Genomic DNA, 24,641 nt, shown 5'->3' on the forward strand with positions numbered 1-24,641 from the left:
TTTCACCTTGTCTATATGCGGTTAGTTTGGCATAGGCGTAATGAAACGGGAAATTTCAGGCTGCGAGAGCCTGTCCAAAGCCCTTTATCGACACCTCAACGCCGATTTAAATGCCACTGGTAACATTTTGCAGGTTTTTTTGATGCCAGGGGTTTACAGTTAAAAAGACGCTCCGTATAGTGCGCGCCATCGACGACGGAGACGTTGCCGATACTGCCCAGATGGTGAAATTGGTAGACACGCCAGCTTCAGGTGCTGGTGACCGCAAGGTCGTGGAAGTTCGAGTCTTCTTCTGGGCACCAATTTCGAGCTTGAGATTAGATCAATTTCAAGACTCGCACAAAAACCCGCGAAAGCGGGTTTTTTGCATTATAAGCTTTTGATTTATTAAAATTAAATCAGGGGTTTACAGATCAAAAAGCTCTCCGTATAGTGCGCCACATCAACAGCGGCAACGCTGAAGATTATGCCCAGATGGTGAAATTGGTAGACACGCCAGCTTCAGGTGCTGGTGACCGCAAGGTCGTGGAAGTTCGAGTCTTCTTCTGGGCACCAATTCAAATTCAAGGTTTCGGCCTTGGATTTCACAAAAACCCGCGAAAGCGGGTTTTTGCGTTTCTGGCTTCCAGAAATCTGTATTTGGCATAAATTCCCCTGTAGGAGCTGCCGAAGGCTGCGATCTTTTGATCTTGATTGGTGACTGATCTGAAGTCGCTGAAGATCAAAAGATCGCAGCCTTCGGCAGCTCCTACGGTGGGTTGGCGTGCATTCGCCCTTTTCCCGCACAGGCATTCCCACCCCGCAAAGCGCACTTGAGAAACAATATCGTTTATCATTGTTTCAAGTTTTTGCAATGCGACAGTGAGGAACCCTGCGAATGATGCTTCGAAATACCCTGCGCCGCGGCCTGACCATCACCCTGCTCGGCCTGGCAATCGCCACTCCCCTCACCCAGGCTGCTGATCCAGTTTCCCTGACACTCTATAACGGTCAACACAAGGAAGTGGGCGACGCCGTCGCCAAGGCCTTCGAAGCCAAGACCGGCATTCACGTCAATGTGCGCAAGGGCAGCAGCAACCAGCTGGCCAGCCAGGTTGTAGAAGAGGGCGAGCGCTCCCCTGCCGACGTGATCTATACCGAAGAATCGCCCCCGCTGAACAAACTCGGGCAACAGGGCGTGCTCGCGCCTACCGATGCGACCACCCTCGCCGTGCTGCCCAAGGACTATGTTGCCGCAGACGGCACCTGGATCGGCATCACCGCCCGGGTTCGTGTCGTCGCCTACAACCCCAAGCTGATCGACGAAAAAGACCTGCCGAAATCGGTGATGGAGTTCTCCGACCCGAAATGGCAAAGCAAAGTCGGCTTCGTGCCCACCAGCGGCGCATTCCAGGAACAGGCAGTCGCCATCATCAAGGTGCACGGTATGGACGCCGCCGAAGAATGGCTGACCGGCCTGCGCGCATTCGGCAAGACTTACAGCAACAACATGGTCGCCCTCAAGGCTGTTGAAAACGGCGAAGTCGCTACCGTGCTGGTGAACAACTACTACTGGTTTGCCCTGCAGCGGGAAAAAGGCCAGCTGGACTCCAAACTGCATTACTTCACCGGCGGTGACGTCGGCGGGCTGATCACCGTTTCCAGCGCAGCCGTGCTCAAGTCCAGCAAGCATCCCAAGGAAGCCCAGCAGTTGCTGGCCTACATGGCGAGCGAGGAAGGCCAGCGCGTGATCACCCAAACCACCGCCGAGTACCCGCTGCACAAAGGCATGCAATCGGACCGAGGCCTCAAGCCGTTCAGCGAGCTGGAAGCACCGAAAGTCACCCCCGCCGACCTCGGCAATGCCGATGAAGCACTGGACCTGGAACGTGACGTTGGCTTGAACTGATGAGCGCATCGTTATCCGCCCCCGCCTCGCGCGGGGGTTATGTGCCAAGGCGCAAGGGGCCTTCTATCTGGCTGTTACTGCCGGTTTTGCTGCTGGTTGTGCTCAGCCTTCTACCGCTGGTGTATGTCGGCCTCAAAACCTGGCAGGCCGGCTGGGCCGAGGCGCTGCATTTGCTCTGGCGGCCGTATGTGTTCGGCCTGCTGCGCAATACCCTGGCACTGATGATCGGCGTGACGGTCGCCTGTGGGGTGATCGGGCTGTCGCTGGCTTGGCTGCTGGAACGCAGCAACCTGCCAGGGCGGCGACTATGGGGGGTGATTCTATGCCTGCCATTCGCGGTACCCGCGTTTGTCAGCAGCTTCACCTGGGTGTCTCTGAGCGCAAGCTTTGAAGGCCTGGGCGGGGCGATTCTGGTGATGACCCTGTCCAAGTACCCGCTGATCTTCCTGCCCGTCGCTGCCACCTTGCGCAATCTGGACCCGTCACTGGAAGAGTCCGCCCGCACCCTCGGGCAGAATCGCTGGGGCGTGTTTTTCCGGGTCACGCTGCCGCTGCTATGGCCGTCCTTGCTCGCAGGTTCCCTGCTGATTGCCCTGCACATGCTGGTGGAATTCGGCGCCCTGTCGATCATTGGCCTGCAGACTTTCACTACAGCGATCTACCAGCAGTTCGAGCTGGAATTCAGCAACGCCAACGCGGCAATGCTTTCGGCGGTACTGTTGGCGCTGTGCCTGATACTGCTCTGGCTCGAGCTTAAAGTGCGCGGCAAGGGTCGACACGTGCGCACCGGCCAGGGCGCGGCGCGACAGGCTGCACAGGTTCGCCTGGGGCCGTGGGCTGTCGCGGGACAGGCGTACTGCCTGATGCTGGCAATCATCGGCAGCGGCATTCCTTTGGGGATGCTGGCGTACTGGCTGGCGGTGGGTTCGTCGGCGGCCTTTCCCGTAGCAGCGATCAGCGAGGCGCTGCTGTCGTCGCTTGCTCTTTCGCTGGGCGGCGCGGCGCTGTGTCTGGTGCTGGCAGTGCCGGTGGGCTTGCTGGTGGTGCGCTACAAGGGCCGGCTGGCGATCTGGGCCGAGCGCCTGCCCTACCTGCTGCATGCGTTGCCAGGCCTGGTGATCGCACTGACGCTGGTGTATTTCGCCCTGCACTACGTACCGGTGCTATACCAGACTTCGGCATTGCTGCTGATCGCTTATGCGCTGCTGTTTCTACCGCTGGCCCAGGCACCGATCCGCACGGCATTGAACAAGGCTGCGCCGCAGCTGGAAGAGGCGGCTCGCACGCTGGGAGCGTCGTCCTTCAGCGCGTTTTGCCGGGTGACGCTGCCGATCATTTTCCCGGCGCTGGGGGCGGCGTTCGCCCTGGTGTTCCTTGACGCGATGAAGGAGCTGACGGCCACGCTGCTGCTGAGCCCGACCGGGCTCAATACGCTGGCGACTGAGGTGTGGGCGCATACCGCGAATGTGGAATTCGCGGCGGCAGCGCCTTATGCGGCGCTGTTGATTCTGGTGTCGGGGTTGCCGGTGTATTTGTTAACTACCCGGATGTATCTCAGCCGCTGAGACCGCTATCGCGGGCATGGCCGCGATAGCGTCAGACCTGCCAATACAAAACCTAAGCCCTGAACTGCCCCAGGCTCGCCTTCAGCTGTGCCGCCAACCCATCCAGCACCTTGCCGCTGGCAGTGGTTTCGACAACCGCCTGAGCGGCCTTCTCCGCTTGGGCATGAATGGTTTCAACCCGTCCCCGCACCGCCTGCGCGCCTTGCGCCTGGTGCGCCGCCGCCTGCGTTGCCAGGCCGATGGCCGCATGCACCTGTTCGACCGAGGCCTGCACCGACTGCTGCAAACGCGCACTGTCACGCAATACCAGCAAGCCTTCATTGGCCTGGCGCCCAGCCTGGCCAATCGCGGCCACAGCCTCGCGTGCGCCTTGCTGCAAGGCGACGATATGCGCCTGAATGTCACCGGTTGAGCTCTGGGTCTTGCTGGCCAACGCCCGCACCTCATCTGCCACCACCGCAAACCCGCGACCGGTTTCCCCGGCACGGGCCGCCTCGATGGCCGCATTGAGCGCCAACAGGTTGGTTTGCTCGGCGATCCCGTGGATCACCGTCAAAACCACTTCAATCTGCTCGCTCTGCAGCGCCAGGCGCTCGATAACCTTGGCCCCGGTATCCACCTGCCCGGCCAGCGCCTCGATCAGGCTGCCCACTTTTGCCGAGGTCCGGGTGTTCTCATCGGTCGCCGAACGAATGTCCACCACCTGCTGCAAGGCGGCCTGCATCGCATGACTTTCCGACTGCGCCTCATCGGCCATTTGCGAGAGCGCCCGCAGGCTCTCGGCCACTTCATCGCGCTGCATCCCCGCCGCCGCATCAGCCCCGGCATTGCGCAGGGTCATCGCGCCGATTTCCACGCCAGTGCGCTGAGCCACATCCCCGGCTTCGCGCACGATGGGTTGCAACTTGTCGACGAAGCGGTTGACCGCCGAGGCCATGTCGCCGATTTCATCCTTGCTGCTGATCTGCACGCGCTTGGTCAGGTCGCCCTCACCCGCCGCAAGGTCGTCCATGGCGGCAATCAGCAGCTTCAGACGGTTGACCACACGCCGGCCGAGCACTACCGCCAATAACAGCAGCACACCAAAGCCAACCACGGCCAGGCTCATGCCTATGCGCCAGCGCAATGTACCCGCGGCCTCCTGCACAGTGGCGGCGGTGTTGGCTTTCATGTCCGAGGCGGTCGATTGCGCCGACTGCAGGCGCGCACGCATGGCCGTGGCGCTGTCGGCAGCGGCGCCCTTGAGGCTGTCGGCGACCAGTTGGTCGCTGCTGCCAATCAACCCCGAGAAGCGCTTGTCGAGGGCCGCCAGGTCGGCTTCAACCGAGGCAGTCGAGACGCCCATCAGGACCTTGCCGATTTCCACCCCATTGGGGTTGATCGAGGCTTCGAGGTAGTAAACCGACGGATCGTTCTTTGCCGCATCCAGCACCTTGTCCAGCGCGCGCTCGCCCTGGCCTTTTTCCAGCAGGGCCTTGTTGATCGGGTTCTCACGGTTCAGATAACGCGTGAGGTGCTGCCCGGTGGCGTCGTCATACACCACAAACAGCACGTTGGGATTGCGCTGCGCCCGGCGGGCGAACTCCGAGAGTGTCGGGACGTCGCTGTCCCACATGGCACGGGGTGCGACCGAGGCCAGCAGCTGAGCCATGTCGTTGGCGGAATCCTTGAGATCCTTTTCCAGGGTCGCACGCAGTTGCGCCTGCTCCTCTTCCAGTTTCGAGGACAAACCCGCCGTGAGGCGCTGACGCGTGCTGGTGGAAAGGTTGTCGAGACTCGACGTGACCTCACGCCCGGCCTGCTCGAGCTCGCCGGACAGCTTTTGACTGTCGGCGCCCAGGCGCACAGCCAAATCAGCTTCCAGCGCAGTCACCGTGCTCCGTGTCAGGGCTACGGCTACCAGTACTTGCACCAAAAGAGCGATACCGAGGGTAACGAACACGGGCCGCAACAAACGGCTTTGTAACAATGAGAGAACGGCTGACACTAGGAATCCCTCTGCTTGACGCCATTAAATTGATGGCATCCCACAAAAGATGCACTTAATGAAGATCACAGCAAAGGTCATGCCGCCGGCTGAGCAGAAACGACAAAGGCCCCAATTAAGGGGCCTTTGTGTTTTACATCAACAGCTTATTAAGCGAACGGGTGACGCAGAACGATGGTTTCGTTGCGGTCCGGACCCGTCGAAATAATGTCGATCGGCGCGCCGATCAGCTCTTCAACACGCTTGATGTAGGCACGGGCGTTAGCTGGCAGCTCTTCAAGGGTTTTGGCACCCACGGTCGACTCGGTCCAGCCCGGCACTTCTTCGTACACAGGCACCAGGCCCACGTAGCTGTCAGCGTCGGTTGGAGCCACGTCCTTGCCTTCTGCATCCTGGTAGCCGACGCAGATATTGATGGTTTGCAGGCCGTCGAGTACGTCCAGCTTGGTCAGGCAGATGCCCGAGATGCTGTTCACATCGATAGCACGACGCAGGATAACGGCGTCGAACCAGCCACAACGACGGGCACGGCCGGTAGTCGCGCCGAACTCGTGGCCTTGTTTGGCCAGGTGCGCACCGACTTCGTCGAACAGCTCAGTCGGAAAAGGACCCGAACCTACGCGAGTGGTGTAGGCCTTGGTGATGCCCAGGATGTAGTCCAGGAACATGGGACCAACACCCGAGCCAGTCGCAACGCCACCAGCGGTGGTGTTGGAGCTGGTCACGTACGGGTAGGTACCGTGGTCGATGTCCAGCAGCGAGCCTTGGGCGCCTTCGAACATGATGTCTTTGCCAGCGCGACGCAGGTCGTGCAGTTCGGCAGTCACGTCCAGCATCAGCGGCTTGAGCAGCTCAGCATATTCCTTGCACTCGGCCAGGGTCTTGTCGAATTCGATGGCCGGCTCTTTGTAGTAACCCACCAGCATGAAGTTGTGGTAGTCCACCAGTTCACGCAGCTTGTCTTCAAAGCGCGGCATGTTGAGCAGGTCGCCCACACGCAGGCCACGACGCGCGACCTTGTCTTCGTAAGCCGGGCCGATACCGCGACCGGTGGTGCCGATCTTCAGCTCGCCACGGGCTTTTTCACGCGCCTGGTCCAGCGCAACGTGGAAGGACAGGATCAGCGGGCAGGACGGGCTGATACGCAGGCGCTCACGCACCGGTACGCCTTTCTCTTCCAGCTTGGTGATCTCACGGAGCAGGGCGTCCGGTGCAACCACCACGCCGTTGCCGATCAGGCACTGCACGCCTTCGCGCAGCACGCCCGACGGGATCAGGTGCAAGACGGTTTTTTCGCCGTCGATCACCAGGGTGTGACCCGCGTTGTGGCCACCTTGGTAGCGCACTACGGCGGCAGCATGTTCGGTCAGCAGATCAACGATCTTGCCTTTGCCCTCATCACCCCATTGGGTGCCCAGGACTACGACATTCTTACCCATAACACTTGTCCTCTTCGCGCAAACTTGGTGCCGGCCACGGGCCGACAGGAAAACTCAAGAAGCCAGTGGCGATACTTGCCACAGCCCGTTCTGCTGAATCAATTGCCGGTCGCAGTCCGCTTCACGGGCGGCGGCCAAAGGTTGCCCAGGCAACGCCTGAACGACACGCTGACCCTCACTGCGCAACTGGCAAACCTGCTGCCAGAGTGCCGCATCCGTACTGTCAGGCATCCAGATACCGCCAGACGGTAGCTGGATTTCAGCACGCCCCAGGGTCACCAGGGTTTTCAAATCGGTGGAGAAGCCGGTGGCCGGGCGGGCACGACCGAAGTCGGCGCCGATGTCGTCATAACGACCACCCTGGGCGATGGACTGGCCAACACCCGGCACGAACACGGCAAACACCACACCGGTGTGGTAGTGGTAACCACGCAATTCGCCCAGGTCGAAGTACAGCGGTAATTCCGGGAAGCGTACGGACAGCCGTTCGGCGATTGCCAGCAGGTCGTCCAGCGCAGCCAGTACCGGCGCCGGCGCATGAGCCAGGCGCTCACGGGCCGCTTCCAGCACTTCACGCCCGCCGCACAGGCCGACCAATGCCCGCAGCATGCCCGACAAATCGGCAGGCAAGCCCTCGGTCAAGGTAATGACCTCGTCGATGGCCTTGCGTTGCAGCGCGTCGAACAACTGCTGCTCGACTTCACCGGACAAACCGGCGGCGCGCGCCAGGCCACGGTAAATGCCTACATGCCCCAGGTCCATGTGCACGTCCGGCACATCGGCCAGCTGCAGCATGGCCAGCATCAGGCTAATGACTTCCACGTCGCTGCTCGGGCTACCGTCGCCGTACAGCTCGGCGCCCAGCTGAATCGGGCTGCGCGAGGACGACAAGGCGCGCGGCTGCGCGTGCAGGACGCTGCCGGCATAGCACAGGCGGCTCGGGCCTTCGCGACGCAGGGTGTGCGCGTCGATGCGCGCCACCTGCGGCGTGATGTCGGCACGAAAGCCCATCTGCCGGCCCGACTGTGGGTCGATGACCTTGAAGGTACGCAGATCGAGGTCCTGGCCCGCGCCGGTCAGCAGGGATTCCAGGTACTCGATATGGGGAGTCACGACAAACTCGTAACCCCAGCTCTGGAACAGATCCAACACCTGGCGGCGCGCTACTTCAATGCGCGCTGCCTCCGGTGGCAGTACTTCTTCGATGCCATCTGGCAGCAGCCAGCGGTCTACCGTTGCCATTACGCCATTCCCCTATGATCCGGGCGGCCAGCCGTTGGGCGAGCCTTGAGTGAAGCAGAAAATGGCCGGCTCATGCGCAAATCAGCGCGCATGAACAACAGGGCGAAAAGCCTGCAATCGGCTTCGCCTGCCATTTCCCTCGAAAAACCTGTCGAGTCGTTCAACTCGGGTGCCTGCATAAAAACAGCAATCAAACGTGCAGACGCAAAAAAGCCGGGAATTTCCCGGCTGCCGCATCATACACACGTTTTCCCAAAGGATCACCCCGCCCGAGGCTTTAGCCGCCAGGCGGGGGATGATTCAGGTCAACGCCGTATCAAGGCTTGGCTTTTTCCAGGTAACGGAAGAAGTCGCTGCTTGGGTCGAGGACCATGACGTCGGATTTGTTCGCGAAGCTTTCACGGTAGGCTCGCAGGCTACGATAGAAACCGTAGAACTCCTGGTCCTGGCCGTAGGCCTTGGAGTAGATCGCCGCTGCCTGGGCGTCGCCGTCACCGCGAACCTCTTCAGATTCACGATAGGCCTCAGCCAGCAGCACTCGACGCTGACGATCGGCGTCGGCACGGATGCCTTCAGCCAGTTCGTTACCTTTGGCGCGGTGCTCGCGAGCTTCACGCTCACGCTCCGAACTCATGCGTTCGAATACGCTGCGGTTCACTTCCTTCGGCAGGTCGATGGCCTTGACCCGAACATCGACAACTTCGATGCCCAGCTCTTTTTCGGCCATCTTGTTTAGCGAAGCGGTGATGTCAGACATCAACGCATCACGCTCGCCCGAGACAACCTCGTGCAACGTGCGCTTACCGAACTGGTCACGCAGGCCCGATTCCAGACGACGGGACAGACGTTCGTCAGCGATCTGCTTGAGGCCGGATGTAGCGGTGTAGAAGCGCTCGGCATCTTTCACGCGCCACTTGGCGTAGGCATCGACCATGACGGCTTTCTTTTCCAGCGTCAGGAAACGTTGTGTCGGTGCATCCAGCGTCATCAGGCGCGCGTCGAATTTGCGCACCTGGTTAACGTAAGGCACTTTCACATGCAGGCCCGGCTGAACGTCAGCCTGGACCACGCGACCGAACTGCAGCAACACCGCACGCTCGGTCTGAGCCACGATGTAGAAGCAGTTCCAGGCAGCGATCGCCACGACGACCACGACAATAAGGGCGATCAGCGATTTATTGCTCATCAGCGACTCTCCCTGGTACGTGTCTGCTGTTGCTGCAGATCAGCTGCTGCACGCGCATTCGCTTCATTGCTGGAGGCTGCTGCGCCCGTCACCGGAGCGCTGGTGCTGCGACCACTGTCAATCATCTTGTCCAGCGGCAAGTACAGCAGATTGCTCTGGCCGTTCTTGTTACCGGTCACGAGAACCTTGCTGGTATTGCTGAAGACTTCCTGCATGGTGTCCAGGTACAGACGCTCGCGGGTAACTTCAGGTGCCTTGCGATACTCGCTGACCAGTTTGGTGAAGCGATCTGCCTCACCCTTGGCGCGCGAGACGGTTTCGTCGCGGTAGCCGTTGGCATCTTCAAGGATGCGCTGGGCCTGACCACGGGCTTCCGGCACGACACCGTTGGCGTAGGTTTCAGCCTGGTTGCGCGAACGCTGCTCGTCTTCACGGGCACGGATCACATCATCGAAGGCTTCCTGTACTTCACGCGGTGCCGCTGCGCTCTGTACGTTGACCTGGGTGATGGTAATACCGGTGCGATAGGTATCCATGAAGCGTTGCAGGCGCTCCTTGATTTCGCTGGCCATCAACTCACGACCTTCGGTCAGTACCTGGTCCATGGCGGTGGAACCCACCACATGGCGCAAGGCGCTTTCAGTCGCGTGCTGCAGGCTGATTTCCGGCTGATCGACGCTCAGCACGAAGTCCTGCAGGTTGCTGATCCTGTACTGCACGGTCAGCGGCACTTCGACGATGTTCTCGTCTTCAGTCAGCATTTGACCCTGCTTGGTGTAGGCACGCTCACGCGTGACGTTTTCCAGGTACTTGCGATCGATTGGCGGGAAGTAGATGTTCAAGCCCGGGCCAACCGTTTCGTAGTACTTGCCGAAGCGCAGCACCACGGCTTGCTCCTGCTCGTCGACGACATAGACCGCGCTGTACAGCCAGACAGCCGCCAGCACGACGAGGACGACGCCAAGAATGCCGCCGAAGCCGCCACTCTTGCCCGAACCGCCGCCGTCATCACCACGTTTCTTACCACCACCGAACAACCCGTTCAGGCTTTCCTGCAGCTTTCGGAAGGCCTCGTCGAGATCCGGTGGTCCCTTGCGGTCGCCGTTATTGCGGCGCTTGCCACCCCAAGGATCCTGATTATTCGAGTTGCCACCCGGCTCATTCCAAGCCATAGCGCTCTCCATCTGATAAAGCAAAGACGCACCCACGGCGCGCCGACCAATGCTACAGAATGCCTGCGACTGCGGCACAACCGCTTTCTCAGGCTTTTATTGCAAAGTGTGTTGCTCGATGAACTCTGTCGGCACAACGCCTTCACGGCTGACCAGCCGATTGAGCTCCGAGCGCGGCAATCGAACGGCCAGCAAGCTGACCCCTTCTTCGTCGTATTCTTCTTTCTGCACCGCACCGAGGTCGAAAAACTGCGCACGCAGTCGAGCGAATCGTTGCGGCAAGCGCAAGGTACCCACAAACAGCTCACTGCCCAGCAACTCGGCAATCGCTTGCTCCAGCAACTCCAGGCCACTGCCATCACGCGCCGACAACCAGACCCGTAGAGGCTTGCCGTTTTCGTCGCGCTGGATTTGTGGCTCAACGCCTTCAAGCAAATCGAGTTTGTTATAGACCTCGAGGATCGGCAAGTCCTGGGCACCAATCTCGCCCAGCACCACCATCACCTGTTCGATCTGCAACATGCGATCCGGCTCGGCCGCATCGATCACGTGCAACAACAGATCGGAGTTGCTCGACTCTTCGAGGGTAGACCGAAATGCCTCGACAAGCTTGTGTGGCAAGTGGCGAATGAAACCCACAGTGTCGGCCAGGACGATCGGCCCCAGGTCGTCCAGTTCCAGACGGCGCAAGGTCGGGTCCAGGGTGGCAAACAGCTGGTCAGCCGCATACACATCGGATTTCGTCACGTTGTTGAAGAGCGTGGACTTGCCGGCGTTGGTATACCCCACCAGGGAAACGGTAGGGATATCCGCGCGCGTACGGCCGCGTCGCGACTGCTCGCGCTGGCTGCGCACTTTTGCCAACCGGCCCTTGATCTGACGCAGGCGAACCCGCAGCAGACGGCGGTCGGTTTCCAGTTGGGTTTCACCCGGGCCACGCATGCCGATACCGCCACCTTGACGTTCAAGGTGAGTCCAGCCACGAACCAGGCGGGTGCTCATGTGGTCAAGCTGGGCCAGTTCTACCTGGAGCTTGCCTTCATGGGTACGGGCGCGCTGGGCGAAAATATCGAGAATCAGACCGGTGCGGTCAATCACGCGACACTCGAAAACTCGTTCGAGGTTACGTTCCTGACTCGGCGTGAGGATGTGATTGAAGATCACCAAGTCTGCCTTCTCGGCATGGACCAGGTCGCGCAGTTCCTCGACCTTGCCACTGCCGATCAGGAATTTGGCGGTTGGCCGATGACGCGGCACGTTAAAAAACGCAACGGTCTCGGCGCCGGCCGAATTAGCCAACTCCTGAAACTCCTGCGGATCTTCGCGCGCCTCAGGGTCCTGTCCATCCAAGTGAACGAGGATCACTCGCTCACCACCACCGTGGCGCTCAAAGAACAAAGGAGACTCCTATCAGGCGTTACCTGGCTCAGCGTCACCCGCTTCGGATTCGGTTGCGCTAGGCAGACGAATTGGACGAACCGGCACCACTGTCGAGATAGCGTGCTTGTAAACCATCTGGCTCACGGTGTTCTTCAGCAGGATAACGAACTGGTCGAAAGACTCGATCGTGCCTTGCAGTTTGATCCCGTTGACCAGGTAGATGGAAACCCCAACTTTCTCTTTACGTAAAGTATTCAGGTAAGGGTCTTGTAGCGAATGCCCTTTTGACATGTGCCGCACTCCTTTAAGGATTCAAAATAAAAATAGGTAAACAGATGGCTTGTGGCCGTCACACCCCCAAGGATAGACGGCAATTGCAAGGACTCAGCTCAATATGGAGATGGTCCCCAGGTATTTCAAGGCGCGCGGCAGATTGTCGCAATCCAGGCTGTCCAACCAATGTAAGTCAGCCCAGCTGCGCAGCCAGGTGAACTGACGCTTTGCCAACTGGCGCGTAGCAATAATTCCACGCTCCTGCATCTCGGCTTGCGTCAGCTTGCCATCCAGGTAGTCCCAGACTTGTCGGTAGCCTACTGCACGTATAGAGGGCAACCCGGCATGCAGGTCACTTCGTTTACGCAGGGCTACGACCTCGTCAATGAATCCCTGTTCCAACATTAATGTGAATCTTTGTTTAATTCGCTCGTGCAGTACTTGGCGATTCGCCGGGGCAATGGCCAAGTTCACGACAGTATAGGGCAATTGTTGCCGACCCGAAGCGGCTGCTTCAGTACTTTGCGCAGATTGTTGCAAGCGTAGCGCAGTCATGCTCTGACCGCTCACCCGGTAAACTTCCAAGGCTCGACTAAGGCGCTGGGGATCGTTCGGATGAATACGTGCTGCGGATTCCGGGTCGATGACCGCCAACTGGTCGTGCAGGGCTTGCCAACCCAGGCGCGCAGCCTCTTCCTCGATCTGCGCACGAACGTCGGCGTCGGCCGCGGGCATGTCTGCCAGGCCTTCCAGCAAAGCCTTGTAATAGAGCATTGTGCCGCCCACCAGCAGCGGTATTTTGCCGCGGGCGGTGATCTCGGCCATGGCCTCCAGCGCGTCACGGCGGAAATCGGCGGCTGAATAGCTCTGCGCCGGATCGAGAATATCGATCAGGCGGTGAGGGTATTCGGCCAGCAGCTCCCTGGAAGGCTTCGCAGTGCCGATATCCATGCCGCGGTAGACCAGCGCCGAATCAACGCTGATCAGCTCACACGGCAGCACTTTGCTGAGTTCGATGGCCAGGTCGGTCTTGCCGGCGGCGGTCGGCCCCATGAGGAAAATCGCAGGAGGGAGCTGGTTCATCAGCGACCGCGCAAGAACAGTTTGTCCAGATCGTCCAGGCCCAGTTGGGTCCAGGTCGGTCGGCCATGATTGCATTGACCGCTGCGCTCGGTGTTTTCCATGTCACGCAGCAGACCGTTCATTTCCGGCAATGCCAGGCGCCGGTTGGCGCGGATGGCGCCATGGCAGGCCATGGTGCCGAGCAATTCATTCAAATGAGCCTGGATGCGGTCACTGGTGCCGTATTCCATCAGGTCCGCCAACACGTCACCGACCAGGCGATTGGCCTCGGCCTGCTTGAGCAGTGCCGGTATCTGCCGGATGGCCAGTGTTTCCGGGCCCAGGCGCTGCAACTCAAACCCCAGGCGCTGGAACCAGGCCTGGTGTTCCTCGGCGCAATCGGCTTCGCGCTGGCTGACCGCCAGGGACTCTGGCACCAACAGCGGCTGGCCACTCAAGCCTTCGCTGGCCATGGCAATTTTGAGGCGCTCGTACATGATCCGCTCGTGGGCGGCGTGCATGTCGACCAGCACCAGCCCCTGGGCGTTTTCCGAGAGGATGTAGATGCCCTTGAGCTGCGCCAGGGCGTAACCCAGCGGCGGAATGTCTTCTTGTCCGGCCGGCAGCGCGGCTGCGTTGGCTTCGGGCAGCGGGGCAAAGAACTCACGGTAGGCCGCCTGCGCTTCAGCTGTCGGCACTGTGGACTGTGGCCGTGGCGAGTATTGATACTGGTAGCCGGCACCCGCGCCCGAACCCGCCGGCGTATTGAACGTCGGCTGGGCCTGGGGTTGCTCCAGCAGCGCGTTGGCCGCCAGGCGCATTTCACCCTGCGGGCCGAACTCGCCGGCATCGATGCCGGTGGGGCGTACGATCGCCGTGGCGACAGGCGCTGCCAGATGATCGTCCGGACGCACATCGCCCAGGGCGCGGTGCAGCGTGCCATAAAGAAAATCGTGAACCATGCGCCCATCGCGAAAGCGCACTTCGTGTTTGGTCGGGTGCACGTTGACGTCAACGCCCGCCGGATCGACCTCGAAGAACAGCACGAAGGTCGGGTGCCGGCCATTGAACAGTACGTCGCGATAAGCCTGGCGCACGGCGTGAGCCACCAGCTTGTCGCGCACCGCACGGCCGTTCACGAAGAAATACTGCAGGTCGGCCTGGCTGCGGTTGAAGGTCGGCAAACCCACCCAACCCCACAGATGCAAGCCGTTGCGCTCGATTTCGATCGGCAGGGCCTGCTCGAGGAAACCCGCACCACAGATTGCCGCCACGCGCCGGGCGCGGGCCGCATCATCGTGCGCCTCATGCAGGCTGAGGATAGTCTTGCCGTTGTGGCGCAGGTGGAATGCCACGTCGAAGCGGGCCAGCGCCAGGCGCTTGATCACTTCCTGCAGGTGATCGAATTCGGTTTTTTCGGTCTTGAGAAACTTGCGTCGCGCCGGCGTATTGAAAAACAGGTCGCGAACTTCCACCGAGGTGCCCACCGGGTGAGCAGCCGGTTGCACGCGGGGCGCCATGTCCCGGCCTTCGGTCTCGACCTGCCAGGCCTGATCGGCGTCGCGGGTGCGCGAGGTCAGGGTCAGGCGCGCCACGGAACTGATCGACGCCAATGCCTCGCCACGAAACCCAAGGCTCATGACCTGTTCGAGGTCTTCCAGGTTACGGATCTTGCTGGTGGCGTGGCGGGCCAGGGCCAGCGGCAGGTCATCCGCCGAGATTCCACGGCCATCGTCACGCACTCGCAGCAGTTTAATGCCGCCCAGCTCGACATCGACGTCAATGCGCCTGGCGCCGGAGTCGAGGCTGTTCTCCAGCAACTCCTTGATCACCGAAGCCGGGCGCTCGACCACCTCGCCGGCAGCAATCTGGTTCGCCAGGCGCGGACTGAGCAGTTCGATACGAGCATCGTTGCCGACGACTGCACTCATTCCTTGGCCGCCAGTTCGGTGCCAGGAATGGTCAGGTGTTGCCCGGCCTTGAGGTCGTCACTTTTCAGGTTGTTCGCGCTGCGCAAGGTGGCCGGGGAAACCTGGTAGCGCACGGCAATCATCGCCAGTGTCTCGCCAGGGTTAACCCGGTGATCACGCGGCCCCTGGGCGATCCCACCGGAATCACGCAACCAGGCGATGTAGGTGCCTGGCGGCGGGTTCTGCTGGAAGAATTGGCGTACGCCGCTGCTGATGGAGCGGGCCAGCGCCTGCTGGTGACTCGCCGCGGCGAGTTTCGAAGCTTCGTTGGCATTGGAGATAAACCCGGTTTCCACCAGGATCGACGGGATATCCGGGGACTTGAGCACCATGAACCCGGCCTGCTCCACTCGTTGTTTGTGCAGCGGAGTGACGCGACCGATGTTGCTCAGGACTTTCTGGCCGACGTTCAGGCTGGAGGTCAGGGAGGCGGTCATCGACAGGTCGAGCAGTACGCCAGCGAGCATGCGGTCCTTGTCATCGAGGCTGACATTGCCAGCGCCCCCGATCAGGTCGGAACGGTTTTCGCTATCAGCCAGCCAACGGGCTGTCTCCGAAGTGGCACCGCGATCAGACAGGGCAAACACCGAAGCGCCGAATGCCGCCGCCGATGGGGCCGCGTCGGCATGGATCGAGACGAACAGGTCGGCGCCTTTCTTGCGGGCAATTTCGGTTCGGCCGCGCAGCGGGATGAAGTAGTCACCGGTGCGTGTCAGTTCGGCGCGGAAGCCTTTCATGCCATTGACCTGACGCTGCAGCTCCCGGGCGATGGCCAGTACCACGTCTTTTTCACGTTGGCCACGGGAGCCCGAGGCGCCCGGGTCTTCGCCACCGTGCCCGGCATCGATGACCACGATGATTTCCCGCTTGCCAGCCGGGGCTGGCGGCAACTTGACCGGCGGATCGATTGGCGTGACCGGTACCGGCGCCACCTTGGCGACGTTGGTCGGCGCGGGAATAGGCGCAGCATCGGCAGCGTCGTCGAACAGGTCGACCACCAGGCGATTGCCGTACTGGGCGTTCGGCGCCAGGGTAAAGCTCTTGGGAGTCACGGCCTTCTTCAGGTCGATGACCACCCGCAGGTCGGTCGGCGTACGCTGGGCCGAGCGCATGGCGGTGATCGGCGTATTCGCCGAATTGACACTCAATGGTGCGCCAAGGGACGCGCCATTGATGTCAATGACCAGTCGATCCGGCGCTGTCAACGTGAAGACACTGTGTTGCACTGGCCCAGACAGGTCGAACACCAGCCTTGTGTTGTCCGGCGCTCGCCACAAGCGAACGCTGTTGACCTTCGATTCGGCCACAGCGTTGACGGTTACCGCCAAAAGCAAAAATCCTACGGCAGCTACCATCGCGCGAAAGCGCATACCTGACCCCATCATTTAATTGAATTCCAATGCCAAAGCGGCACACCAGGACTCGCCACGCGAGCCTTGGGACAAAATTTTCAGCGAACGGCCGCTGTGTTGCGGGCTAATGGTAATGGTCAGGTCGGGCTTTGGCAAAAAGCCTGCACCCTTTTCGGGCCATTCAATAAGACACAACGCGTCATCTTCGAAATAATCCCGTATCCCCAGGTACTCCAGCTCTTCCGGATCGACCAGCCTGTAGAGGTCGAAATGGAAAGCCCGGACCTCGCCGATCTCGTAAGGCTCCACCAAAGTGAAGGTCGGACTTTTTACCGCACCGACATGCCCCAGCCCCCGAATGATTCCCCGTGACAGCGTGGTCTTGCCTGCCCCCAGATCGCCCTCGAGAAAAATCAGACCATGCCCGCCAGTGGTTCGTGCAATGCGCTCGCCAAATGCGCTCATCGCTTCTTCATCAGCCAGGTACAGGTTTACTTCAGACACGGTGCTTGCTCCTCCAACAACTGACGAATGGCCGGGATCAGATCACTGGCCGCCAGCCCACGGCCCGATTTACCTTCTTGCGCACCAGCATTGGCATGCAGCCATACACCCAGGCAGGCCGCGTCGTACGCGTCCATGCCCTGGGCCAGCAACGCACCGACCAATCCTGCCAGTACATCGCCCAAGCCGGCGGTAGCCATCGCCGGATGGCCTTGATGACACAGCGCCAGGCGCCCATCCGGGCTGGCGATCAAGCTGCCGGCGCCTTTGAGAACGACGACAGCTGTATATTTTTTGCTCAACGCGCGGGCAGCAGCTGGGCGGTCCGCCTGGACCTCGGCCGTCGACATGCCCAGCAAGCGCGCGGCCTCCCCCGGGTGCGGAGTAATGATGCAGCCTTTGGGCAAGCTGACGTGCGCCTCGGACAGCAGGTTCAGTGCATCGGCGTCCCAGACTTGCGGCAGCGGTGCGTTGGCAGCGGCCGACAACAGGCTGCGTCCCCAGGCGTCGCGACCCAAGCCTGGGCCGACGACCAGCACAGAGACCTTTTCCAGTATCCCCATCAGCTGGTTCGCGGAGGAAGTTCCCAGCACCATGGCTTCTGGAATCCTGGCCAAAGCGGCGGGAACGTGTTCGCTACGAGTCGCCACGGAGACCATGCCCGCACCACTGCGCAGGGCGCTTTGCGCACTCAGGAGAATAGCGCCGCCGAAGCCCCGATCACCGCCGATAAGCAACACATGGCCAAATTTACCTTTATGTGACGCCGGCGCCCTGGGTGCCAGGCGAGGCAGATTGCCAGTGCCCAGGCGACGAGCGCTGACAGGCGCCCGCCCCAGCAGCTGCGGATCCGCCTGCAGATCGTTGAATACCAACGCTCCTACTTGATCCGCCGCATCGCCGGTGAATAGCCCCAGTTTCAGGCCAATGAACGTCACCGTCAGGTCGGCACGCACGGCGCAGCCAAGGATGCGCCCAGTATCGGCACACAGGCCTGAAGGAATATCCACTGCGACCACTGGCAGGTCGCTGCAATTGATGGCGGCGATTGCACTGGCATAGGGTTCACGTACTTCGCCGCTCAGCCCGGTGCCCAGCAAGGCGTCCAGCACGATGCCACGCAAGCATGACTGCGCATCCCAGGCCTCAATGACGACCTGTTCGGCAACGGCTTCGGCATAAGCCCGCGCCGCATCCCCCTGCAGGCGCTGGGGGTCAGCAACAGCCAGCACTCGCACCGACCATCCCGCGCGCCGGGCCAGCACGGCAACCAGATAGCCGTCACCGGCATTGTTACCATGCCCCGCCAGCACGCTCAGTTCGTTCGCCGCCGGCCATTGGCGCACCAGCGCGCGCCAGGTTGCCCGCGCCGCGCGCTGCATCAATTCGAAGCCTGGCGTGCCTGCCGCAATCAGGCTCGCATCAAGCCCACGGACTTGTGCGGCACTGTACAGTGCGTCGGGTAATTCATCTTTAGTGTGCGGCATGCGTCTTCGGGCTCCGATGTCTGGCAGAATTATACGCACCTCAGCTCCGGTTTCTCTCGCCTCATGCCCGCTATTACTACAGACCTGCCCGCCCTCGCCCAATCCATCAAGGACTGGGGCCGCGAGCTGGGCTTTCAGCAAGTCGGCATCAGCGGCCTCGACCTGGCCGAGCATGAGCAGCACCTGGAGCGCTGGCTGGCAGCCGGCTACCACGGCGAGATGGAATACATGGGCGCCCACGGCAGCAAACGCTCGCACCCGGAACAGCTGGTACCCGGCACCCTTCGAGTGGTTTCCCTGCGCATGGACTACCTGCCGGGTGACACCGAGATGGCCAAGCGCCTGGCACAACCTGAAAAAGCTTATGTCTCGCGCTATGCGTTGGGCCGCGATTACCACAAATTGATCCGTAAACGTGTGCAACAGCTGGCAGAAAAAATTCAGGCGGTCATTGGCCCCTTCGGCTATCGCGCTTTCGTCGACAGCGCTCCGGTGCTCGAGAAAGCGATCGCCGAAAAGGCCGGCCTGGGCTGGATTGGCAAGAACACCCTGGTGTTGAACCGCAAAGCCGGCAGCTACTTCTTTCTCAGCGAGCTGTTCGTCGACCTGCCGCTGCCGGAAGACCCGCCCCACGCCACCGAGCATTGCGGCCGCTGCACCGCTTGCCTGGACATCTGCCCTACCAATGCCTTCGTGGGCCCCTATGTGCTGGATGCCCGCCGCTGCATTTCCTACCTGACCATCGAACTCAAAAGCGCGATTCCCGAAGAACTCCGGCCGCTGATCGGCAATCGGGTGTTCGGCTGCGACGACTGCCAGATGGTCTGTCCATGGAACCGTTTTGCCCGTCCATCAGGCGAAAGCGATTTCAAGCCGCGGCACAATCTGGACAACGCTGAACTGGCCGAGCTGTTCATGTGGGATGAAGAAAAATTTCTCGGCAGCACTGAAGGCTCGCCGCTACGCCGGGCGGGTTATGAGCGTTGGCTGCGCAATCTGGCGGTGGGGCTGGGGAATGCACCGTCGAGTATTCCGGTACTGGAGGCGTTGAAGGCTCGGCGCGAGTATCCGTCGGAGCTGGTGCGCGAACATGTTGAATGGGCCCTGAAACAACACGGACTTACGTAGGAGCTGCCGCAGGCTGCGATCTTTTGATCTAAAAAAATCAAAGTCAAAAGATCGCAGCCTGCGGCTGCTCCTACAGGGACCGTGCGATGTCAGGCTTCGTCGTTATAGACGAACTTGGGCATTTCCCAGTGGAATCGAATCGCCAGCAAACGCAGCAGGAACCCGCCAAACAACGTCACCAGGATGGCCTGCTCGCCGGGCATTTGCAGGTAAATGCACAACATGTAGCACCAGGCTGCGGCGAACGAGACGCTGGCGTATAGCTCGCGGCGGAAGATCAGCGGTATATCGTTGCAGAAGATGTCCCGCAGGATGCCGCCGAACACGCCGGTGATCACTCCGCTGACAGAAGCCACCAACATGCCATGGCCCATTTCCAGGGCGGTCATGCAGCCGATCAGGGTGAAAGCCACCAGACCCACGGCGTCCAGCACCAGGAACAATGAGCGCAAGTGGCGCATCCAGCGTGCCGCAAAGATGGTGAACATGGCTGCGAACGAGGTCAGTACCAGGTATTCCGGGTGTTTGACCCAGGTCAGCGGGTAATGCCCCAGCAGCACATCGCGCACCGATCCACCGCCCAGGGCCGTGACGCAGGCGATCAGCACCACGCCAAACCAGTCCATGCCGCGACGCCCGGCAGACAGGGCGCCGGTCATGGCTTCGGCGGTGATGGCGATCAGGTAGAGCATCAGCAACATGGTGGCGGTCCTTGCAGGAAGGCGCGCAGTCTACTCACTTCGCCGAGGCACCAAAAGAGGGCAAGTGCGGTGCAATCCCCCTTAGGAGCCGCCGCAGGCTGCGATTTTTTGACTTTTCAAGATCAACAGATCGCAGCCTTCGGCAGCTCTTACACAGGGGACGTAGTCCGCAATCAGAACTTGATGAAGTGCTTGCGATAATGCTGCAGCTCGGCGATGGATTCGCGGATGTCATCCAGGGCCAGATGGGTGCTGCCCTTCTGGAAGCTGTCACGCACCTCGGGCGCCCAGCGCGCGGCCAGTTCCTTGAGCGTCGACACGTCGAGGTTGCGGTAGTGGAAATAGCTTTCCAGGGATTTCATGTGCGTATAGAGGAAGCGACGGTCCTGACAGATGCTGTTCCCACAGATCGGCGACTTGCCCTTGGGCACCCACTTCTCCAGGAAGGCAATGGTCTCGGCTTCGGCTTCAGCCATACTGATGCGGCTGTCGCGAACCCGTTGAGTCAAGCCTGAGCCGCCATGCTGACGGGTATTCCACTCATCCATGCCGGCGAGAATTTCATCGCTGTGGTGGATAGCGATCACCGGACCTTCGGCCAAGGTGTTCAAATCACTGTCGGTGACGATGGTGGCCATCTCGATGATGACGTCGGTATCAGGGTTCAGACCGGTCATTTCCAGGTCGATCCAGATCAAATTCTGCGGGTTTTGCATGTGTCGGCTCCTAGGCAATGCTGCGCAGTTTAGCTTAGAGAGGTGGCTGGGCGTGCTAAACTCGCGGCCGTTTTAACTAATCGCTGCATTCTTGATACGGAACACCCATGGCCAAACGCCAACTCAATCGTCGTCAAAACTGGCGCATCGAAAAGATTCAGGGCGAGCGCGCTGCCCGCGCCGCCAAACGCGAGTCCTCGGCTGTCGAGGCACTCGAAGGTGGCGACCTGGGCCCGGAACAGACCGGCCTGGTGATCGCGCACTTCGGTGTACAGGTCGAAGTCGAGGCGCTCGATGGCGATTTGGCCGGCCAGGTATTCCGCTGCCACTTGCGGGCCAACTTGCCTGCGCTGGTAACCGGTGATCGGGTCGTCTGGCGTGCCGGCAACCAGGGCATCGGCGTAATCGTCGCGCAATTGCCGCGCAACACCGAGCTCTGTCGCCCGGACAGCCGTGGCCAGCTCAAGCCGGTGGCGGCCAACGTCGACATGATCGTGATTGTCTTCGCTCCGCTGCCCGAGCCTCACGCCAACCTGATCGACCGTTACCTGGTCGCCGCCGAGCATGCGGGTATTCGCCCGCTGCTGCTGCTCAACAAGTTCGACCTGATCGACGAGCAGAATGCCCCGGCGCTGAATGCCCTGCTGGCGGTCTACCGCACCCTGGGTTATCCGGTGCTGGAAGTCTCTGCGCACCACGGCAATGGCATGGAGCAGCTTCAGCAACAGCTCGATGGGCGCATCAGCGTGTTCGTCGGCCAGTCCGGCGTCGGTAAGTCCTCGCTGGTCAACAGCCTGCTGCCGGAAGTCGACACCCGTGTCGGCCCGCTGTCCGAGCTCTCCGGCCAGGGTACTCACACCACCACCACCGCGCGCCTGTTCCACTTCCCCGGCGGCGGTGAGCTGATCGACTCCCCGGGCATCCGTGAATTCGGCCTGGGCCACGTCAGCCGTGCCGATGTCGAGGCCGGCTTCATCGAGTTCAACGACCTGATCGGCACCTGCCGCTTCCGCGACTGCAAACACGACCGCGAACCGGGTTGTGCCCTGCTCAAGGCCCTGGAAGATGGCCGCGTGCAGCAGCAACGGATGAACAGCTACCGCTCGATCATCGCCAGTCTGCCGGAAAGCACCTACTGAATAGCGATCAGTAGCTTCCAGCAAAAACCAGAAAGCCGCGATCAACTCGCGGCTTTCTGGTTTCAGTTGGGCAGCTTGCGAGGCATCCATCGACGCCGTGATCGCTTGGACACGCACAAACATTGCCCGGTGGTAATTAGGCCCAAGCCCCCTTCCTGATACTGGTGCCGCCAGCGAAACTGCAAGTCGACGTTGCCGCCATGCTCACGAGCGATCAACGACACGGAAGTACAGTGCAGGAGAAAGGCCTAGACGACTTGGCGAATAATGTTCAACGGAAAGTTGGTCAATTCAATGTTTCAGGTCGAGCTGCGCGGCCATGAAAACTTTTTGATTGTAAATGCCTAACCAATAGGGTCGCCCAAGGAATGTTTGGCGCCCCAATGTCAGCTCAATAACTGTTTTGTCAGATCCAGTGGTTCCCCCCGCGCATCTACAATTTTTTCATCCTGGAGCCTAGCCACGCTATTTGAATCAAAAACCTTCCGAGAAACTGGGGAACGCTTCATGCTGGTCTCCATGCATTTCTTCAGGTCATCGGCCTCGTATATACGATAACCGTCCATAAGAAGACCTTCGTTGACTATTTCTCCGTCCATCATAAGCACAATCTTCAGGTCTGGATCAGCCCCGAGAACATCAAGCGTTATGGGGAGCTTGACTCTCTCGATATTGGGATAGTGCTGAAGCAACTCGCCGGCCGTGATTGCGCACTTGTCTATTGTCTGAACAAGCGGCCGTTCTGCCGCGTTGATAAAACTTAAAATGGCACTAACAAAGGCTTCCGTCGACTCAGCCTGCGCATCCTGGCCTTCTAACCTGGCAGCCAAATCGCGCACTTGTCGTTCTCGGACGACCAGGATGCGAGACACCCTAATCTGCAACTGACTATCCGGTTGATTCGAGTTTGCAGTGCCGAAGGTATTGATCCGGGTTGGCTCTGACCGAAGAGGTCTTGTGCCGCGAGTCAATGCCCAGGTAGAGCCTTGGACGTTTTCCAGCGACAATCGATGAAAATTGTCCGCGTGACCTCGAGGCGGTTCAATCCCGCTTGCGATCGGCGCCAAGTCATATCCAGCGTTGGAAGCGCGAATAATTCCGGCCGCGACGGGGAGCGTGGCAGAATCCTCCGCGCGACTATTGGCGTCACTGTTGCGGATCCTAAAGCAGCTAAAGCAATCTAGGAAAGAAATCATAGGCATGCAATGTAGGCTTCTTAAAAATCGCTACGGATTCAACGTTGCAGTAAATCATGGAAGAACATTCTCCACTCACTTACTGCTGCGTTCCCAAATACTTCAAGGCCAGCGCCATGGAAGTCTTATGGCTTTTTAAACTATAAAAAAACCAAAAACTGTCAAAAACAGCTCGTAATAATTGACGCAAAAAAATGCCGACATCAACTGTCGGCTTTTTGTGGGTTACTGCTTGGGGGGGACACTCGGTTTCGGCGCCGCATCCTCGAACAGATTCAACCGCTCGCGAATCTCATGCGCCGGTATCGGCTGCTGGTCGGCCGGCAAGGTATCTGGATCAACCGGAGTGGCCGGGACTTCCCCCGGCGCGCCCTGCCCCTGGGGCAGCGCCCCCGAAGGATCAGCACCTTGCGCCCCCTCAATGGCTTCCTGGGCCTTTTTGGTCAAGACCACTATGTCGATACGGCGATTGACCGGATTGACCGGGTTGACCCGATCAAACAAGGCCGAAGATGCATAACCGACCACCCGCGCCACCTGCGATTCAGGATAACTGCCCGCTACCAGTGCACGTCGTGCGGCGTTGGCGCGGTTGGCCGAGAGTTCCCAGTTACCAAACTCGCCGCTGCCGGTGTACGGCGTGGCATCGGTGTGGCCACTGATGCTGATCTTGTTCGGTACCGCCTTGATGGTATCGGCCATGGCCAGCAGGATGTCTTCGAAGTAAGGCTTGAGCCGGGCGCTGCCCGAGTCGAACATCGGCCGGTTTTCCGCGTCCATGATCTGGATACGCAAGCCGTTCGGGGTGATCTCGAACAGGATCTGGTCCTTGAATTTCTGCAGCTGCGGGTTCTCGTCGACCTTGTTCTGCAACTCTTGCAGCAACAGTTCCAGGCGCTCTTTCTCGACCTGTTCGGCCATGCCTTCGACCTGTTCGGTATCAATGGTCACCTTGTCCGGCTGCGGCTGGGACTTGACCTCAGGATTGAGCGTGTTCTCCGGCGCCAGGGTCGGCGAGCCGCCCAGATCGATGATGTAGGGCGTGCCACTTTCGGAGAACCCGATAGGGTCCTTGAAGTAGCCGGCGATGGCGATCTTCTGCTCAGGCGTTGCCGTGGACATCAGCCACAACACCAGGAAGAACGCCATCATCGCCGTCGCGAAGTCGGCGAAGGCGATTTTCCAGGCGCCGCCGTGATGCCCGCCGGCTATGCGCTTGACGCGCTTGATGATTATCGGCTGGTTGTTTTCCAT

General features: G+C 60.3%; 21 protein-coding genes and 2 tRNA genes. 6 read left to right on the forward strand and 17 right to left on the reverse strand.

Annotated features, from left to right (window positions below):
• Positions 1 to 215: 215 nt before the first annotated feature.
• Together UB23_RS24485 and UB23_RS24490 are read left to right on the forward strand one after the other, a co-directional pair.
• Positions 216 to 302 (forward strand) — tRNA-Leu (locus UB23_RS24485).
• Positions 303 to 468: 166 nt separating this feature from the next.
• A tRNA-Leu gene (locus tag UB23_RS24490) sits at positions 469 to 555 on the forward strand.
• A gap of 29 nt (positions 556 to 584) precedes the next feature.
• Here UB23_RS24490 and UB23_RS29610 read toward each other — a convergent pair.
• The gene (locus UB23_RS29610) at positions 585 to 854 is read right to left on the reverse strand and encodes a hypothetical protein (RefSeq protein ID WP_152644322.1); all 270 of its coding nucleotides are present in this window, start codon (positions 852 to 854) and stop codon (positions 585 to 587) included.
• Positions 855 to 877: 23 nt separating this feature from the next.
• On the opposite strand from UB23_RS29610, the gene UB23_RS24495 reads away from it, so the two are divergent.
• Both UB23_RS24495 and UB23_RS24500 read left to right on the forward strand, forming a co-directional pair.
• On the forward strand, positions 878 to 1,888 hold the full coding sequence (locus tag UB23_RS24495; protein WP_045061830.1) for an extracellular solute-binding protein: 1,011 nt from the start codon (positions 878 to 880) through the stop codon (positions 1,886 to 1,888).
• The gene (locus UB23_RS24500; protein ID WP_045061831.1) at positions 1,888 to 3,453 is read left to right on the forward strand and encodes an ABC transporter permease; all 1,566 of its coding nucleotides are present in this window, start codon (positions 1,888 to 1,890) and stop codon (positions 3,451 to 3,453) included. The genes UB23_RS24495 and UB23_RS24500 overlap by 1 nt, the downstream gene beginning before the upstream one ends.
• 52 nt (positions 3,454 to 3,505) lie before the next feature.
• On the opposite strand, the gene UB23_RS24505 is transcribed toward UB23_RS24500, so the two are convergent.
• The 12 genes from UB23_RS24505 to UB23_RS24560 all read right to left on the reverse strand — a co-directional run bounded on the left by UB23_RS24505 (position 3,506) and on the right by UB23_RS24560 (position 18,507).
• Positions 3,506 to 5,440 carry a methyl-accepting chemotaxis protein gene (locus tag UB23_RS24505; protein ID WP_045061832.1) on the reverse strand — a complete coding sequence of 645 codons (1,935 nt, stop codon included), beginning with the start codon at positions 5,438 to 5,440 and terminating at the stop codon, positions 3,506 to 3,508.
• A 149-nt stretch (positions 5,441 to 5,589) separates the two neighbouring features.
• Positions 5,590 to 6,879, reverse strand: coding sequence for an adenylosuccinate synthase (locus tag UB23_RS24510; protein ID WP_045061833.1), 1,290 nt, complete (start codon positions 6,877 to 6,879; stop codon positions 5,590 to 5,592).
• Positions 6,880 to 6,933: 54 nt separating this feature from the next.
• Positions 6,934 to 8,121 (reverse strand): ATP phosphoribosyltransferase regulatory subunit, encoded by a 1,188-nt coding sequence (locus UB23_RS24515; protein ID WP_045061834.1) that lies wholly within the window; start codon positions 8,119 to 8,121, stop codon positions 6,934 to 6,936.
• Positions 8,122 to 8,437: 316 nt separating this feature from the next.
• Positions 8,438 to 9,307, reverse strand: a complete 870-nt coding sequence (gene hflC, locus UB23_RS24520) for a protease modulator HflC (protein ID WP_045061835.1) — start codon at positions 9,305 to 9,307, stop codon at positions 8,438 to 8,440.
• The gene (hflK, locus tag UB23_RS24525) at positions 9,307 to 10,479 is read right to left on the reverse strand and encodes an FtsH protease activity modulator HflK (protein ID WP_045061836.1); all 1,173 of its coding nucleotides are present in this window, start codon (positions 10,477 to 10,479) and stop codon (positions 9,307 to 9,309) included. Before hflK ends, hflC begins: the two co-directional genes overlap by 1 nt.
• Positions 10,480 to 10,575: 96 nt before the next feature.
• A complete protein-coding gene (gene hflX / locus UB23_RS24530; protein WP_045061837.1) occupies positions 10,576 to 11,877 on the reverse strand; it encodes a ribosome rescue GTPase HflX in 1,302 nt (433 codons plus the stop codon).
• Between the two features lie 12 nt (positions 11,878 to 11,889).
• A complete protein-coding gene (gene hfq / locus UB23_RS24535; protein ID WP_007902656.1) occupies positions 11,890 to 12,150 on the reverse strand; it encodes an RNA chaperone Hfq in 261 nt (86 codons plus the stop codon).
• A 93-nt stretch (positions 12,151 to 12,243) separates the two neighbouring features.
• A complete protein-coding gene (gene miaA / locus UB23_RS24540) occupies positions 12,244 to 13,215 on the reverse strand; it encodes a tRNA (adenosine(37)-N6)-dimethylallyltransferase MiaA (protein ID WP_045061838.1) in 972 nt (323 codons plus the stop codon).
• Positions 13,215 to 15,125, reverse strand: coding sequence for a DNA mismatch repair endonuclease MutL (gene mutL / locus UB23_RS24545; RefSeq protein WP_045061839.1), 1,911 nt, complete (start codon positions 15,123 to 15,125; stop codon positions 13,215 to 13,217). Before mutL ends, miaA begins: the two co-directional genes overlap by 1 nt.
• Positions 15,122 to 16,549, reverse strand: coding sequence for an N-acetylmuramoyl-L-alanine amidase (locus tag UB23_RS24550; RefSeq protein ID WP_045061840.1), 1,428 nt, complete (start codon positions 16,547 to 16,549; stop codon positions 15,122 to 15,124). Before UB23_RS24550 ends, mutL begins: the two co-directional genes overlap by 4 nt.
• Positions 16,550 to 17,020 (reverse strand): tRNA (adenosine(37)-N6)-threonylcarbamoyltransferase complex ATPase subunit type 1 TsaE, encoded by a 471-nt coding sequence (gene tsaE, locus UB23_RS24555; RefSeq protein ID WP_045061841.1) that lies wholly within the window; start codon positions 17,018 to 17,020, stop codon positions 16,550 to 16,552.
• Entirely contained in the window at positions 17,008 to 18,507 is a 1,500-nt protein-coding gene (locus tag UB23_RS24560) for an NAD(P)H-hydrate dehydratase (protein ID WP_045061842.1), read from the reverse strand. Before UB23_RS24560 ends, tsaE begins: the two co-directional genes overlap by 13 nt.
• A 63-nt stretch (positions 18,508 to 18,570) precedes the next feature.
• On the opposite strand from UB23_RS24560, the gene queG reads away from it, so the two are divergent.
• Positions 18,571 to 19,635 carry a tRNA epoxyqueuosine(34) reductase QueG gene (queG, locus tag UB23_RS24565; RefSeq protein WP_045061843.1) on the forward strand — a complete coding sequence of 355 codons (1,065 nt, stop codon included), beginning with the start codon at positions 18,571 to 18,573 and terminating at the stop codon, positions 19,633 to 19,635.
• Between the two features lie 89 nt (positions 19,636 to 19,724).
• Here queG and UB23_RS24570 read toward each other — a convergent pair whose 3' ends face one another.
• Both UB23_RS24570 and orn read right to left on the reverse strand, forming a co-directional pair.
• A complete protein-coding gene (locus UB23_RS24570; RefSeq protein ID WP_045061844.1) occupies positions 19,725 to 20,336 on the reverse strand; it encodes a trimeric intracellular cation channel family protein in 612 nt (203 codons plus the stop codon).
• A gap of 173 nt (positions 20,337 to 20,509) precedes the next feature.
• The gene (orn, locus tag UB23_RS24575) at positions 20,510 to 21,052 is read right to left on the reverse strand and encodes an oligoribonuclease (protein ID WP_045061845.1); all 543 of its coding nucleotides are present in this window, start codon (positions 21,050 to 21,052) and stop codon (positions 20,510 to 20,512) included.
• A gap of 107 nt (positions 21,053 to 21,159) precedes the next feature.
• On the opposite strand from orn, the gene rsgA reads away from it, so the two are divergent.
• Entirely contained in the window at positions 21,160 to 22,191 is a 1,032-nt protein-coding gene (gene rsgA / locus UB23_RS24580) for a small ribosomal subunit biogenesis GTPase RsgA (protein WP_045061846.1), read from the forward strand.
• Positions 22,192 to 22,577: 386 nt separating this feature from the next.
• On the opposite strand, the gene UB23_RS29615 is transcribed toward rsgA, so the two are convergent.
• Both UB23_RS29615 and motB read right to left on the reverse strand, forming a co-directional pair.
• Positions 22,578 to 23,393, reverse strand: coding sequence for a hypothetical protein (locus UB23_RS29615; RefSeq protein ID WP_152644323.1), 816 nt, complete (start codon positions 23,391 to 23,393; stop codon positions 22,578 to 22,580).
• A gap of 219 nt (positions 23,394 to 23,612) precedes the next feature.
• Positions 23,613 to 24,641 carry a flagellar motor protein MotB gene (gene motB, locus UB23_RS24590; RefSeq protein ID WP_045061848.1) on the reverse strand — a complete coding sequence of 343 codons (1,029 nt, stop codon included), beginning with the start codon at positions 24,639 to 24,641 and terminating at the stop codon, positions 23,613 to 23,615.

The sequence above is a fragment of the Pseudomonas sp. ES3-33 genome (genome assembly GCF_000952175.1).
GTDB classification, from domain to species: Bacteria; Pseudomonadota; Gammaproteobacteria; order Pseudomonadales; family Pseudomonadaceae; genus Aquipseudomonas; species Aquipseudomonas gregormendelii.

Excerpts from the sequence above, each read along its gene's own strand:
- motB (WP_045061848.1), bottom strand. The coding sequence starts at position 24,641 with ATGGAAAACAACCAGCCGATAATCATCAAGCGCGTCAAGCGCATAGCC.
- rsgA (WP_045061846.1), top strand. The coding sequence starts at position 21,160 with ATGGCCAAACGCCAACTCAATCGTCGTCAAAACTGGCGCATCGAAAAG.
- mutL (WP_045061839.1), bottom strand. The coding sequence starts at position 15,125 with ATGAGTGCAGTCGTCGGCAACGATGCTCGTATCGAACTGCTCAGTCCG.
- UB23_RS24570 (WP_045061844.1), bottom strand. The coding sequence starts at position 20,336 with ATGTTGCTGATGCTCTACCTGATCGCCATCACCGCCGAAGCCATGACC.
- UB23_RS24495 (WP_045061830.1), top strand. The coding sequence starts at position 878 with ATGATGCTTCGAAATACCCTGCGCCGCGGCCTGACCATCACCCTGCTC.
- miaA (WP_045061838.1), bottom strand. The coding sequence starts at position 13,215 with ATGAACCAGCTCCCTCCTGCGATTTTCCTCATGGGGCCGACCGCCGCC.
- orn (WP_045061845.1), bottom strand. The coding sequence starts at position 21,052 with ATGCAAAACCCGCAGAATTTGATCTGGATCGACCTGGAAATGACCGGT.
- UB23_RS29615 (WP_152644323.1), bottom strand. The coding sequence starts at position 23,393 with ATGCCTATGATTTCTTTCCTAGATTGCTTTAGCTGCTTTAGGATCCGC.
- queG (WP_045061843.1), top strand. The coding sequence starts at position 18,571 with ATGCCCGCTATTACTACAGACCTGCCCGCCCTCGCCCAATCCATCAAG.
- UB23_RS24550 (WP_045061840.1), bottom strand. The coding sequence starts at position 16,549 with ATGATGGGGTCAGGTATGCGCTTTCGCGCGATGGTAGCTGCCGTAGGA.
- hflK (WP_045061836.1), bottom strand. The coding sequence starts at position 10,479 with ATGGCTTGGAATGAGCCGGGTGGCAACTCGAATAATCAGGATCCTTGG.
- UB23_RS24510 (WP_045061833.1), bottom strand. The coding sequence starts at position 6,879 with ATGGGTAAGAATGTCGTAGTCCTGGGCACCCAATGGGGTGATGAGGGC.
- hfq (WP_007902656.1), bottom strand. The coding sequence starts at position 12,150 with ATGTCAAAAGGGCATTCGCTACAAGACCCTTACCTGAATACTTTACGT.
- UB23_RS24515 (WP_045061834.1), bottom strand. The coding sequence starts at position 8,121 with ATGGCAACGGTAGACCGCTGGCTGCTGCCAGATGGCATCGAAGAAGTA.
- UB23_RS24500 (WP_045061831.1), top strand. The coding sequence starts at position 1,888 with ATGAGCGCATCGTTATCCGCCCCCGCCTCGCGCGGGGGTTATGTGCCA.
- hflC (WP_045061835.1), bottom strand. The coding sequence starts at position 9,307 with ATGAGCAATAAATCGCTGATCGCCCTTATTGTCGTGGTCGTCGTGGCG.
- UB23_RS24560 (WP_045061842.1), bottom strand. The coding sequence starts at position 18,507 with ATGCCGCACACTAAAGATGAATTACCCGACGCACTGTACAGTGCCGCA.